Raw genomic sequence first — 12462 nt, 5'->3', positions numbered from 1 at the left:
TTACCGCTTCCGGCTTTCCGCCCATAGGTTTTCGACCTTAACCATAGTGTCGCCGTCGCAATGGAACTGCGTGTAGGTGACGTGTGGGTGGGGCGCACGAGTCACGCCCGGACGATGCAGTAGCGATTCCGCCACGACGCTTCCGTTGGTGAAACGATCAACGCGCAAACGATGGCACGGCGAAACCTCAATATCGCGGGCCGGGATGCCCTTTCCAAACGCGTTGGCGCGTATGTGGATCGGGTAAGCCTCTGGATGGCGGGACATGAAACCTTCATCAAGTCGAATACGATCAATCCAGACGATCCGCTTGAAGTCGCCCGAGATCGAGCGCACCATGTCGTTTTTGCGCAGCAGTTCAGACGGTACATCCCCGAAAGACGTCGAAACGCGGGTCTGCCCCGCGATTCCGTCAATCGTCCATTGATTTACATCTGTCGTCGGCACGGGGTTCGGTTTCACCTTCGCAATAGGGGGCGCTTTGCCCGCGTCGTCTGCTCGCAGCACATTTTTTATGTTTTCCAGAACCGCCAATTGATCGGCGGCATCATCAAAATCGTGGCGAACTGCCATTTGCTAACTCTCAAACAAAGTATTTGGTTTCAATCCCTGAAATTTAAAGCAGTTCGGCGGATGCACCTACTTGGTCTTTTAGACAAGTCCGTTGTTGAAATTGACGAGTCTAGGAGTATTTCATAACTTAATCAGTATGTTAACGGGAATCCGATTCTCTTTGCTGCACCTTTACCAATTGGCGACATCGCCCGATTGTTATGCCATCTGGTGACGACCCGTGAAAATTCGGCGGTTTGTTTCACTATTCTTTGCAAATGGCGGGTCGATAAAATCGGGCATCGCAGGCGCAAGGAATGAAAAATTCGGGTCAGATTCGCCTGCGGTGCGCTTTTTATCGCAATAAGCGGCGTCTGGTATCCAATTCGGATAATTTTTCCTAACGCACTGTCATAAATGAATTTTCTAGAGCTTTCGTGCCCCGGTCAGAGGCAAAAACTGCCGTAAATAAACGCAAATCCACTCGTTCCATGAAAAGTTAACGAACTACAAAAATGTACGATGTGCGCCCAAGTGTTGCCCCATTCGGGGGGCTATATCGTCTCATGCCAAGGCGACATGGGTCAGCGAGAGCAACCTCTAGGGACGTCACGGTGAGTGGAAACGAGTTTAGAGAACTACGAGGGAACTAAAATGAAACTGATCGCATTCGCAAAGAACTTTGCAAAAGACGAATCCGGCGCAGTCACCGTTGACTGGGTTGTTTTGACCGCAGGCATCGTTGGCCTCGGCATCGCAATCATGGCGTCGGTTGGCCAGTCCACAGCGGACCTGGGCGACCTGATCTCGGGCGAACTGACGTCTGACCTGATCAACACCTACTAAGTCACACAGAAACACACACAGAGAATATACGGAGAATACAATGCTTAACTTTATCAAAAACTTCGCAAAAGACGAATCCGGCGCAGTCACCGTTGACTGGGTTGTTCTGACCGCAGGCATCGTTGGCCTCGGCATCGCAGTCATGGCTTCGGTTGGCCAGTCCACCGCAGACCTCGGCGACCTGATCTCGGGCGAGCTGACATCTGACCTGATCAACACCTACTAATCAGTCGGTCATACAAAACGGAAAGCCGCGCCCAAATGGGCGCGGCTTTTCGCATTTCTGGGGTTCAGCCGCCGACCATATAAGGCAAAAGGACGATTTCGTTTTCTTCGTTGATCGGCGTGAACCACGCTTCCCGGTAAATCACCCCATCGACGGCGAATGACACACCGCGTTCGATCTGCGGCTTCAACGCGGGATATTGCGTTTCGAGCGCGTCGAGCAGTTCTTTGAAGTTGCTCGCCTCAACTTCAATCACCGCCTGCCCGTCGACAAGGTTTCGCAGCGACCCCCAAAGCTTTACCCGCACCATCGCTATTGCCCGGACATCGCTTTCAGCAGTTTCGGCGGGGACATCGGCAGTTCCGTCATGCGCACTCCGGTCGCACGGGATACGGCGTTCGAGATCGCGGCGAGCGGTGGGACAATTGGTGTTTCACCGACACCCCTAACTCCATAAGGGTGGCCGGGATTGGGGATTTCGAGGATCACCGTATCAATCTCTGGCAGGTCGGATGCGACTGGCACGCGATAATCAAGGAAGCCGGGGTTTTGCAGACGACCGTCTTCGCCGTAGATATATTCTTCGTTCAACGCCCAGCCGATCCCCTGAACGGCACCACCTTGCATCTGCCCTTCGACATAGTCGGGATGCACAGCTTTGCCCGCATCCTGAAACACCGTGTAGCGCAGGATTTTGGTCGCGCCAGTTTCGGGATCGACCTCCGCGTCGACAAGATGGACGCCAAAGCTGACGCCAGCGCCATCGGCGTTGACCTCGTGATGGCCCGCGATGGGGCCACCGGTGTTGTCGGCAATGGCGGCGATTTCTGCGATGCTCATCGGAGGAAACTCACCCGCGTTTGGGCCGGAGGGTTTCGCCGCACCGTCTTCCCAAACGACGGCGTCCTCGTCGATGCCCCAGATTTTCGCGACACGGGCGCACATGACTTTGATCGCTGCGCGGGCCGCTTCGATGGTGGCGAGGCCGACCGCGAAGGTGACACGGCTACCGTCGGTCGTGTCGTTGAAGCCGAGGGAGTTCGTGTCGGTGATGACCGTGCGGACCTTATCGTAAGGGATGCCCAGCTCCTCCGCCGCCATCATTGAAATCGATGCGCGAGAACCACCGATATCCGGGTTCCCCTCAGCCACGCCGACGGTGCCATCGGGGTTCAAGTTCAGCGAAACGCAGGTGTTGCCACCAAAGTTGAACCAGAAACCGCAGGACAGTCCGCGCCCCTGTCTGGGGCCAAGCGGTGCGCTGTAATGCGGATGCGCCTTGGCTGCCTCAAGGGTTGCGGCGAGGCCGATATCGTTGAAGGTCGGCCCGTAGGACGACAGCGTTCCCTTGCGGGCGGCGTTTTGCAGGCGGACCTCTAGCGGGTCGAGCTTCAGCTTCTGGCAAAGCTCATCAACGACGCTTTCCACCGCGTAGATCGCCATCGGCGCCCCCGGCGCGCGGTAGGCGACTTCCTTCGGGCGGTTGGTCATCACGTTCCAGCCGAGGGTTTGCACCGCTTCAAGATCGTAGGCAGCAAAGGCAGACTGCGCGCCCATCACGACCGTTTCGTTCGGAAACGCGCCGCCCTGATAGCGCAATTTCGCTTGGCCAGCGGTAATGTGCCCGTCTTTTGTCATGCCGATTTTGACGTCCATAGAAGCCGAAACCGTTGGCCCCGTGGCGCGGAACACTTCATCCCGGCGCATGACCATCTTCACGGGTTTGCCGGACTTGCGGGCCAGCGCCAGCGCGACGGGTTCAATGAACACCGTAGTCTTGCCGCCAAATCCGCCACCGATTTCTGAGGCCGTGACGCGAAGTTGGCTGGCCTCGATCCCCAGAATAGCGGCGCAGACGGAGCGGACCAGATACGGACCCTGGGTGCAGCACCAAAGTTCTCCCCGGCCATCATTGCCGAGGGTGGCAAGGCACGCGTGGGGTTCGATATAGCCCTGATGGGTCGCGGCGGTTTTGAAGGTGCGTTCGACGATGGTGTCGGCCTTGGCGAATCCGGCCTCAACATCGCCGTGGCCAAATTCACAATGCCCCGTGACGTTCTGCGACCAGCCTTCGGGCACGCTTTCATCCGCACGGCCTTCCTGAACCACAGGGGAGTCGGGGGCCATCGCGGCATCGACGTCGGTGACGTGCGGAAGCTCCTCGTAGACCACATCAATCAGCCGCAGCGCGTCTTTCGCGACGGATTTGCTGATGGCGGCCACGGCGGCAACCGCGTGGCCGTCGTAAAGAACCTTACCGCGGGCCAGCACGTTGTCGCGGATATCGCGGTGAAAATCATCGCCCGGATCACCGAAATCGGCGGAAGTGACGACGGCTTTCACGCCTTTCAGCGCCTCTGCGGCCGAGGTGTCGATTGATACGATACGGGCATGGGCGTGGGGGCTGCGCAACACTCGCCCGATCAACATGCCGGGGGCGGATGCGTCGGCCCCATACATCGCCTTGCCGGTGACTTTATCAAGGCCGTCCGGGCGACTGACCCGCGTCCCAACGACTTTGAATTCCCGTTTGTTTCCAGCGTCTAAAGCCATGTCAGGCGCTCCTCATCTCGGCCGCGGCGGTTTGCACCGCCTTGATGATCTTGTCATAGCCGGTGCACCGGCAGAGGTTTCCGGCAAGCCAATAGCGGATTTCGGTTTCCGTCGGGTCCGGGTTTTTCTCAAGCAACGACCGCGCGGCGACCAAAATACCGGGCGTGCAGATGCCGCATTGTAGCGCGGCGTTGTCGATGAACACACGTTGCAAGGGGTGGAGGTTGTCGCCCTCCGCCATGCCCTCGATCGTGTCGATTGACGCGCCATCGACTTCGGCCCCAAGCACGAGGCAGGAACAGACAAGCCGCCCGTTCAGCGTCACGCTACACGCGCCGCAATCGCCGGTGCCGCAGCCTTCTTTCGAACCGGTCATGCCCAAACGGTCGCGCAGAACGTCGAGCAGGGTTTCATCAGGCGCGCAGATGAAATCAACCTCGTCGCCATTGATCGTGGTGGAGATGTGGGCGTTCTTCATGTCTGACCTCCGGCGCGGGAATAGGCGATGAGGGCAGCGCGCTTGGCCAGCACCCCGGCGGTTTTGGTTCTGAATTCGACGGTCCCGCGTTTGTCGTCGATGGGAGAGCACGCGGCTTCGACGGCCTCGACCAGCTTGGCGATGGCTGCGGCATCGGGCTTGGTTCCGGTCAGCGCGGCTCCCGCCGCTTCGACCAGCAGGACGGTCGGTGCGACTGCGCCAATCGCGACCCGCGCTGTTGTGCAAGTGCCGTCACGGTCGAGTTCAAGGCTGACCCCCGCGGATGACACGGCAATGTCCATTTCCGTGCGCGGGATGAAGCGCAGATAGGCGTCCGATGCGTTTTCCGGGCGGGCGGGCAGGAAGATCGACGTCACCATTTCGCCCTTGGCGAGTGATGTTCTACCCGGCGACACCGGAATATTGAGCACCGGGCAGTCGCGTGTGCCATCCGGTCCGTGGATGCGGGCCGTTGCATTGGCCGCGACCATGCCCGGCACGCTATCCGCAGCGGGTGAGCCGTTGCAGAGGTTGCCAACCATCGTTGCGCGGCCTTGGATCTGGGTCGAGCCGATCAGCTCCATCCCCTCAACCACACCGGGCCAAAGCGCCTTTAGGCCGTCATGTTCTCCCATTTCCGCGCCGGAGACACCAGCGCCGATGCGAAACCCTCCGTCCTCGGCCACGATGCTGCGCATACCGGCAAGGTGCTTCAGATCGACGATCAGATCGGGTTCGACCATTTCCGATTTCAATTGCACCAGCACATCGGTTCCGCCAGCCAGAATGCGGGCGGTGCCTTCTTCATCCCGAAGCAGTGCGGCGGCCGCATCAAAGCTGTCCGGCTTCACATATTTCATCTGGGTAATCCGTTTGCCTAGATTCGTCGGCCCAGCATTGCGCGAAGCCGCGTTGTTCACAACCGCAGCGTGGACGTTGCCGCGCGGTAGATCAAGGGCCGTTCAGTCAGACGGCGGATTATCGGGCGTGTTCCGCTTCATCCCGTTCCAGATCATCCCCCGCCGTCGCGCCGCTGATAAGCTGGTAGCTAAGCAGGTCGGTGATGTCCTCAAGCCGCCGGACGAGGGGGCGGAGCGATCCGCGCAGCGACTCCCGGTGACGACGGTCGCGGGCTTCGGCTTCCAATCCTTCCTCAAGGCTCACGAACTGGAACTTCATGGTTGCCCCAGCAGGCGCTTGCGCGACGCGGGGCAGATCGGCAGGCAGGACCGATCCGATACGGGGATAGCCGCCGGTCGTCTGGCATTCGGCCAGCAGGACAAAGGGTGTGCCTTCGCCGGTGATCTGGATGTCGCCCGGCACGATGATTTCCGACAAGACAGACAGGCCCGCCGCGCTTTCAAACCCGTCACCATCCGGTAGAAACCGCACGCCCATCCGGTTGCCGCGCGTGTCGCGGTGAAACACGGTGGAGGCGAATCTTTTACGCTCGGACTCTGCGAAAAATGCGGTTTGAAGGCTTGGCACGACGCGCACCGTTCCGCCGTCAAAGCGTGGATCGGGGTCAAGCCGTTGTCCGTAATTCGTCGCGCGCGGGTCCGCACCGATGCCAAGCTGTGCGCCATCTGATAGCGGCGTGCCGATACCAGCGGCAAGATGGGCAGAACGCGCGCCAAGATGCTCTTCTGCCGTCAGCCCCCCGCCAACGTGAAGGTAACCGTAAGTGCCGGATTGCGCTGCCCCGATGGATAGCCGCGCGCCCGCGGGCAACAGATGGCTCGCGCTCCAAGCAAGGCGCGCGCCGTCGATGCTGGCGCGCATCGGGGCGCCGGTCAGGGCGATGCGTGTGTCTTCGGTCGCCTCAAACTCCCCGCCCATGCCCGCCATTTCGAGGGCCGCGAGGTTGTCCGACTGAACCAACAAAGCCGCGCCTTCCGCCAGCGCCAGCCGGTCGGCGGCCCCGCCGCGCGACAGGCCAAAGCGCAGGTATCCGGGGCGCCCGGTGTCCTGAACGGTCACGCCGGGGCCGACCTTATGGACGATAAGGCTCCGGCTCATTTCAACGTCTCCGATACCGCGCCGCCTTCCGGGCCGTCGGCCTTCATCGCGTCAAGTTTTTCTGGCGTCGTTGGATCGAATTGCACTTCGTCCCCCGGTCGCAGGACGAAAGGAGTATCACTTTCCGGGCGGAAAAGCTGAAACGCAGTTTGCCCGATGTGACGCCAACCGGTCGGGGTCGACACCGAGAACAGCACAAGTTGCCGGATCGCTACGGTCAGCGCACCCGCCGGAACCTTATCGGTCAGTTGCGTCTGGCGCGGGATGTCCCAATCCGGTGGAAGCTCCCCCAGATAGGGTTGCCCGGCGGCGAACCCGATGGTCTGCACCCGCACGCGGGTTTCGGAGATTGAGCGGATCGCGTCCTCGGCTGACATTCCAGCGGCTTCCGCCGCCTCCTCCAACTGGGGGGCGAGGTCGGTGCCGAACACGGTCGGGATACGCCAGAACCGCCGCCCGCTTGGTAGATCGGCATCATACCAATCCCGCGCTTTCAGCATCTTTCCAAGCGCCGCACGCATCTTTGCGTGGTCGCAATGGATCGGATCAAAGCGCAGATAGGTTGACACGAGTGATGTCGATGTTTCCTCAATCCCCTCCGGCCCGTCACGTTCAAGCGCGTCCAGGAACGCCAGCGCGGCCCGGTTCGCCGGTTCGTTCAGCCGGTCGCCGAAGCTGACAAGCAGCCCGTCGATCCCGACATTGCGGATCTGCGGCCAGTCGTTTGCAGTGGCGTCGGTCATTGCAGGGCATTCGGCAGATAAAGCGCGATTTGCGGAAAGGCGATCAGCGCCGCTGCCATCGCCAGCATGGCAATGATGTAGGGGATGGTGCCCAGCATCACTTCGCTCATCGAACCACTCTGCCTCGCGCCTTGAACCACGTAGAGGTTAAGCCCCACAGGTGGCGTGATCAACGCCATTTCAATCATCACGATCATCAGGATGCCGAACCAGATCGGGTCATATCCCAATTCGACGACCAGCGGCACGATGATCGGTATGGTGACGACCATCAGCGACAGGGTTTCGATGAAGAATCCAAGCACGATGTAGATGCAGACGATGACAAGGATCGTCATGAGTGGCGACAGCCCCAGCCCGCCGAGGAAGGCCTGCAGTTCCCGCCCGATCCCGGCGGAGGCGAGCGTGAAGTTCAGGAAGGATGCTCCGATCACGACAAGCATGATCATTGAGGTGATCTTGACCGTCCCAAGGATGCTCTGCCGGAACATATCAAGGCTGACGCCCCCGAACGCCACGGCAATGGCGATGGCGCCCGCCACGCCGACTGCGGCGGCTTCGGTGGGCGTGGCCCAGCCCTTGTAGATCGTTCCGATGATGACGGTGAACAGCAGGATGATCGGGATAAGCTGCAACAGCGCACGGAGCATTTCGGGGAAGGGGAAGACCCGACGCTCACCCCCAAGGCTCGGGCGGATCATGCACAGGATCATTGTGATAACCGCGAACCCCAGCGCGAGGCCGAGACCGGGCACGAGTCCGGCCAGAAACAACCGGGGGATCGAGGTTTGGGTCAGGAAGCCGTAGACGATCAGGTTGATCGACGGTGGGATCATGATGCCAAGTGTCCCGCCTGCGGCGATGGCACCCGAAAATAGCTTGGGGTCATAGCCCAGCTTTTCTGCCTGCGGCATGGCGACGGTGGCCACCGTTGCGGCGGTTGCGACGGACGATCCAGACGTGGCGGAGAACATCGTCGCCGTTGCCACGTTGGCGTGGACGAGGCCACCGGGCAGCCAGCTGACCCAACGGTCGAGCGCCGCGTAAGTGCGCGTCGCGATACCGCTGCGGACGAGGATTTCGCCGAGCAGGACGAAGAACGGAATGGCAATCAGCGTGGCGTTGTTCGATGTGGACCAGACGAGGTTGCCCAAGCCCTTCATCAGGGGAAAGGGGCTGAAGAACGCGTCGATGCCGAAGCCCAGAAGGAACAGCACGATACCGACCGGGATCGACAGGCAAAGCAGGCCAAGAAGGCCGATGGAGAGATAGCCGATCATTCCAAAGCCTCCGCTTCGCCACGGGTGCCGATCGCTGTGTCGGCGGCGTCAAACTCACCCCGCATGACAAGCGTTATTGCGGCAATGAACGTGAGCCACGCAGCAATTGCGAACCACAGCCAGCCCGCGAACCAAGGCGCTTGAACCAGCGCGAGCGGTGTTTCGAGTGGCGTGTTTGCACGCGAACTGTTTACCAGCGACCGTTCCAAAACCGGCCATGCCCAATACGCGATCAAAGAGATCGTGATCGCGAGGGTCAGCAGCGAAAACAGATCAAAAATCGCGCGACTGCGCGGCCCGCCCCGACTTCGCAAGATGTCGATGCGGACGTGCCCTAACTCGGTCAGGGTGTAGGCCATCCCCCAAGACGTGGCGATGGCCATGACGTAGCCGCTGATTTCGTCCGTCCCACCGAGGGAGGAGCCCAATTGCCGCAGCACGATATCGGCGAGCACGAAGGCGGCGCAGGCAAACAGCATGATCCCGATCAGGATCGCGAGCCAGCCGTTCAGCTTTCGCATTCGTGTCAGAAGTATCTCGGCCATTGGGAACCTCCCTAAGCGGTTTGGATCAGTTGGTGGCGATGCTCACGCCGACAGCCGCGCCGACGGAATCGTTCCAGCGGGTCGCCCAGTCAGTGCCTGCGCGTTCCGCCCAATCCGGCAGCACCTCGTTCACCAACACGTCGCGGGCCTTTTCGAAATCGGCCTCCGATACTTCGACAAGTGTCATGCCACGTGCGTCGCCCGACGGACATTCACCGTTGCCGGTCAGGCAGGCGATGTCGTTCACCAGCGCGTCTTGCGCGGTTTGCCATGCGGGCTCTTCGAACTTGGCTTTGACCTCGTCCGCGATCAGCGTTTGCGTGTCCGCATCAAGGCTGTTCCATTTGTCGAGGTTAATCGCGGTCACGACGCTGTCCCAGCCGCCAAGCGGGATCGGCAGCAGGTGTGTCGAAACCTCCCACCAGCCAGCGCTGTAGCCTGACCCCGCGCCAGTCACGGCGCAATCGACGACACCCTTCTGAAGTGCGCCGGGCACTTCGGAGAAGCTGACATTGACGCCCTCGGCGCCCAGCGCTTCGAGGAACTTCGCGGTCATCCGGCCAGAGGCGCGGACCTTCAGCCCGGCCAAATCATCAAGACCTGCGATGTCGGCATTGCAGAACACGACCTGCGGCGGATAGGGCGCGATGGCAAGGACGTGGCTGTTGAAGCGGGCGTTGTAGATGTCTTCGACCATCGGGCGGGCGGCGTCGACCATCGCCCGCGCCTCATCCGCTGTCAGGGCCAGTAACGGCACATCAAGCCCCTCAAGTTCTGGCGCGTCGGCAACCGCGTAGTCTGCGACGGTCATGCCCACGTCATAGACGCCGTCGCCCAGCAGGCGGTAAACGTCCCCGACGCCAAGGTTCATCTGGTCATGGGTGGTCAGCGCGACATTGATGTTGCCGCCGGATGCTTCGGGCAGGGTTTCTGTCCAAAACGGCGCTTCATATTGCTTGTGCAGAGGCAGGCCCGACCAGCTTCCGACGACGGACAGGTCTTCGGCCAAGGCGGGCGTTACCATTGCCGTCGTTATTGCGAGGGCTGTGAGTGTGCATTTCATGTTGTCTCTCCTTGTTGGGTATTTGTCGTTTGTTGTGGGTTGCGGACGGGCACTTCGGCGTCTTCGGCGATGTCGGTAATCAGCATGTGACCCGGTTTGTGCGTGATGCAGAGCGGCACCCCGGCGCGTTCAATTGCGACTTGGGGCGTGACGCCACAGGCCCAGAACACGGGGATCTGTCCGTCAGCGACCGGCGCGGGATCGCCCCAGTCGGGACGGGTGACATCAGAGATGCCAATCCCGGCGGGATCACCCCAATAGACCGGGGCGCCATGCGCCAATGGAAAAAGGCGGCAAATCTCGATCACTTCGTTCAGGCGGTGTGGGTCAAGCGCCCGCATACTGACCGCCATCTTGCCAGCAAATGGCCCGGCCGGAACCGTGTCTATGTTCGACCGGAACATCGGCACGGTCGTGTTATTGTCGATGTGCCATTGCGGTATTCCGGCGTTCTGCAAGGCTTGTTCGAATGTGAAGGAGCAGCCAAGCGCGAAGGCGACTAGGTCGTCGGCCCAGATATCCGATATGTCACTAACGCTGCTTTCAAGCCGACCATCGCGGTAGATGTTGTAGGCTGGCACGTCGCTGCGAATGTCGATGTCTTCGCCCAGCGTGAACATGCTGGGGTTGCCGGTATCGGACACACCGACCAGCGGGCAGGGCTTCGGGTTGCGCTGGCAATATCGCATGAAGTCGAGCGCATAGGATTCGGGCAGAATCGCCAGATTGGTCTGAAGATAGCCAGCACCCAACCCGGCCGTATGGGATTCATAGCGACCGGAGCGAATCTCTCCACGCAAATTCGGTAGGGCGCTTTTTCTAAGTCGCTGATAATCGGTGCTCACAGCCAGACTCCTCCATCAAGGAAGAGCGTGCCTGTGGTGTCCTATAAAATCAAATCGTAATAATTTGTCACACTCGATCAGATATTTTTATCATTGTGATATTCTGTGGCAACTTCATAAGCAAGCTGCGCTGCGGTTTCGATCATATGGCTTTTCGGCTCGCCCCGGTATGAGGCGGAGAATTCCAGCGGGCTTGGCGTCCAGCCCGGATCGAAAGCGCGGATCGTGCCTGCCTCAAGATAGCTTTGTCCAAGCGCGCGGGGCAGGGCGGCAACGCCAAGGTCAGCCTCAACCAGTCGAAAGCAGGCGGAGAGTGATGAGGACGGAAAGATCCGCGCGCCCGGTCCGACACGGTCAAACAACAGCTCTTTGATTTCGCGGTAGGGGCGGGTGTTGCGGGCGTAGGTCAGGACGGGCCGGGTCAGATAGTCTGCGGGATTTTCCAGCACCGGAGCTTGCGCGGATACATACCAGGTTAGCGCGATACCCGGCAGCACGACGTTATCGACGGAGTATTCTGAAACCGGACCAAGCAGGATCGCGAGGTCCAGCCCGTCGCTTAGCAGTGCGGCACGAAGGTTGATCGAAATATCGACGTTGAATTCGATTTCGAGGTTCGGATAGCGTGTGTGAAAGCGCGAAATCAGCTCCGGCAGCCAGCACTGCGCGATGGTCTCCGACACGCCAAGCCGCAACCGTCCTTCGATCCCATCCGGGTGAATCACGTCGCGCGCCACCATTTCCGAGAGGTTTTCGAATTTCTCAGCGTAGGACAGCAGCAGCTCCCCACGTTTTGTCAGCTTCATGCGGCCAGAACTGCGGTCGAACAGGTCGGTTGCAATCGTTTCCTCCAGCGCCTTGATCCGCGCGGTCACGGCTGGCTGTGTCAGATGCAAACCCGCCGCCGCCTTGCGCACGCCGCCCAGCCGCACAACCGCCAGAAACGTCCGTAGGTGTTCAAGGTTCATTCTACTCATGCCGCAACATTGCAGAAGTTTCGAACGAAGTCAGCGCTTAGCCTTCTTGGGGTCCGAGTTTGCGATGCGCACAATCTGGCCGTTCCTTCGGCCAAAAACCCCGGTTCGGATTGGTTTGATTCATGGCGGCTTGTGGTGGCGCTCTGCAGTCAACAATGCTTCGGTCGCGGCGATGATCGGCCTGTGCAAGACGGCAAGCGGAACTTTCAATTTACAAGTCAACATCTTGAAATTGCTTGGCAGGCTTTGGCCGATGCCGTTTCCTGCGGGGAACAGGTCAATCTACCATGCGTTGATACAGTGATCGCCCTACACCCCTTACGAGCGATCTTCAG

At 60.1% G+C, this 12462-nt stretch carries 14 protein-coding genes; 2 read left to right on the top strand and 12 right to left on the bottom strand.

The genetic code is table 11. From position 1 onward, the window contains the following. The gene (locus ACEWPJ_RS12945; protein WP_416513515.1) at nt 1-573 is read right to left on the bottom strand and encodes a Hint domain-containing protein; all 573 of its coding nucleotides are present in this window, start codon (nt 571-573) and stop codon (nt 1-3) included. A gap of 633 nt (nt 574-1206) precedes the next feature. Between ACEWPJ_RS12945 and ACEWPJ_RS12940 the strand changes: the two genes are divergently transcribed. Together ACEWPJ_RS12940 and ACEWPJ_RS12935 are read left to right on the top strand one after the other, a co-directional pair. After that, nucleotides 1207-1398, top strand: a complete 192-nt coding sequence (locus tag ACEWPJ_RS12940; RefSeq protein WP_416513514.1) for a Flp family type IVb pilin — start codon at nt 1207-1209, stop codon at nt 1396-1398. 40 nt (nt 1399-1438) lie between these two features. Next, nucleotides 1439-1624: a Flp family type IVb pilin gene (locus tag ACEWPJ_RS12935; RefSeq protein WP_416513090.1), complete on the top strand. Its 186-nt coding sequence runs from the start codon at nt 1439-1441 to the stop codon at nt 1622-1624. Nucleotides 1625-1688: 64 nt separating this feature from the next. Here ACEWPJ_RS12935 and ACEWPJ_RS12930 read toward each other — a convergent pair whose 3' ends face one another. From ACEWPJ_RS12930 to ACEWPJ_RS12880, 11 genes are all read right to left on the bottom strand, one after another. After that, the gene (locus ACEWPJ_RS12930) at nt 1689-1934 is read right to left on the bottom strand and encodes a MoaD/ThiS family protein (RefSeq protein WP_416513513.1); all 246 of its coding nucleotides are present in this window, start codon (nt 1932-1934) and stop codon (nt 1689-1691) included. Between the two features lie 2 nt (nt 1935-1936). Next, entirely contained in the window at nt 1937-4177 is a 2241-nt protein-coding gene (locus tag ACEWPJ_RS12925; RefSeq protein WP_416513512.1) for a xanthine dehydrogenase family protein molybdopterin-binding subunit, read from the bottom strand. Nucleotide 4178: 1 nt separating this feature from the next. Continuing rightward, a complete protein-coding gene (locus ACEWPJ_RS12920; protein ID WP_416513511.1) occupies nt 4179-4655 on the bottom strand; it encodes a (2Fe-2S)-binding protein in 477 nt (158 codons plus the stop codon). Beyond that, nucleotides 4652-5515 carry an FAD binding domain-containing protein gene (locus tag ACEWPJ_RS12915; protein ID WP_416513510.1) on the bottom strand — a complete coding sequence of 288 codons (864 nt, stop codon included), beginning with the start codon at nt 5513-5515 and terminating at the stop codon, nt 4652-4654. The genes ACEWPJ_RS12920 and ACEWPJ_RS12915 overlap by 4 nt, the downstream gene beginning before the upstream one ends. Nucleotides 5516-5633: 118 nt before the next feature. Further along, nucleotides 5634-6674, bottom strand: coding sequence for a biotin-dependent carboxyltransferase family protein (locus tag ACEWPJ_RS12910; protein WP_416513509.1), 1041 nt, complete (start codon nt 6672-6674; stop codon nt 5634-5636). Next, entirely contained in the window at nt 6671-7417 is a 747-nt protein-coding gene (locus ACEWPJ_RS12905) for a 5-oxoprolinase subunit B family protein (protein WP_416513508.1), read from the bottom strand. Before ACEWPJ_RS12905 ends, ACEWPJ_RS12910 begins: the two co-directional genes overlap by 4 nt. Then, nucleotides 7414-8697: a TRAP transporter large permease gene (locus ACEWPJ_RS12900; RefSeq protein ID WP_416513507.1), complete on the bottom strand. Its 1284-nt coding sequence runs from the start codon at nt 8695-8697 to the stop codon at nt 7414-7416. Before ACEWPJ_RS12900 ends, ACEWPJ_RS12905 begins: the two co-directional genes overlap by 4 nt. After that, complete coding sequence (locus ACEWPJ_RS12895) at nt 8694-9242, bottom strand: TRAP transporter small permease subunit (RefSeq protein ID WP_416513506.1); 549 nt, start codon at nt 9240-9242, stop codon at nt 8694-8696. The genes ACEWPJ_RS12900 and ACEWPJ_RS12895 overlap by 4 nt, the downstream gene beginning before the upstream one ends. A gap of 25 nt (nt 9243-9267) precedes the next feature. Further along, nucleotides 9268-10305, bottom strand: coding sequence for a TRAP transporter substrate-binding protein (locus ACEWPJ_RS12890; RefSeq protein WP_416513505.1), 1038 nt, complete (start codon nt 10303-10305; stop codon nt 9268-9270). Then, entirely contained in the window at nt 10302-11150 is an 849-nt protein-coding gene (locus ACEWPJ_RS12885) for a putative hydro-lyase (protein ID WP_416513504.1), read from the bottom strand. Before ACEWPJ_RS12885 ends, ACEWPJ_RS12890 begins: the two co-directional genes overlap by 4 nt. A 77-nt stretch (nt 11151-11227) precedes the next feature. Further along, nucleotides 11228-12127, bottom strand: coding sequence for a LysR family transcriptional regulator (locus ACEWPJ_RS12880; RefSeq protein ID WP_416513503.1), 900 nt, complete (start codon nt 12125-12127; stop codon nt 11228-11230). Between the last annotated feature and the right edge of the window lie 335 nt (nt 12128-12462).

Origin of the sequence: Aliiroseovarius sp. YM-037 (assembly GCF_048060095.1) — a bacterium.
Taxonomy (GTDB): domain Bacteria; phylum Pseudomonadota; class Alphaproteobacteria; order Rhodobacterales; family Rhodobacteraceae; genus JBLUOA01.
Note: the sequence above shows the minus strand (reverse complement) of the source record. Positions and strands in the feature narration are given on the sequence as shown.

Bases quoted from the DNA above. Each gene is read 5' to 3' on its own strand.
- ACEWPJ_RS12920 (WP_416513511.1), bottom strand. From the start codon at position 4,655: ATGAAGAACGCCCACATCTCCACCACGATCAATGGCGACGAGGTTGAT.
- ACEWPJ_RS12890 (WP_416513505.1), bottom strand. From the start codon at position 10,305: ATGAAATGCACACTCACAGCCCTCGCAATAACGACGGCAATGGTAACG.
- ACEWPJ_RS12930 (WP_416513513.1), bottom strand. From the start codon at position 1,934: ATGGTGCGGGTAAAGCTTTGGGGGTCGCTGCGAAACCTTGTCGACGGG.
- ACEWPJ_RS12935 (WP_416513090.1), top strand. From the start codon at position 1,439: ATGCTTAACTTTATCAAAAACTTCGCAAAAGACGAATCCGGCGCAGTC.
- ACEWPJ_RS12940 (WP_416513514.1), top strand. From the start codon at position 1,207: ATGAAACTGATCGCATTCGCAAAGAACTTTGCAAAAGACGAATCCGGC.
- ACEWPJ_RS12910 (WP_416513509.1), bottom strand. From the start codon at position 6,674: ATGAGCCGGAGCCTTATCGTCCATAAGGTCGGCCCCGGCGTGACCGTT.
- ACEWPJ_RS12895 (WP_416513506.1), bottom strand. From the start codon at position 9,242: ATGGCCGAGATACTTCTGACACGAATGCGAAAGCTGAACGGCTGGCTC.
- ACEWPJ_RS12945 (WP_416513515.1), bottom strand. From the start codon at position 573: ATGGCAGTTCGCCACGATTTTGATGATGCCGCCGATCAATTGGCGGTT.
- ACEWPJ_RS12900 (WP_416513507.1), bottom strand. From the start codon at position 8,697: ATGATCGGCTATCTCTCCATCGGCCTTCTTGGCCTGCTTTGCCTGTCG.
- ACEWPJ_RS12880 (WP_416513503.1), bottom strand. From the start codon at position 12,127: ATGAGTAGAATGAACCTTGAACACCTACGGACGTTTCTGGCGGTTGTG.
- ACEWPJ_RS12915 (WP_416513510.1), bottom strand. From the start codon at position 5,515: ATGAAATATGTGAAGCCGGACAGCTTTGATGCGGCCGCCGCACTGCTT.
- ACEWPJ_RS12905 (WP_416513508.1), bottom strand. From the start codon at position 7,417: ATGACCGACGCCACTGCAAACGACTGGCCGCAGATCCGCAATGTCGGG.
- ACEWPJ_RS12925 (WP_416513512.1), bottom strand. From the start codon at position 4,177: ATGGCTTTAGACGCTGGAAACAAACGGGAATTCAAAGTCGTTGGGACG.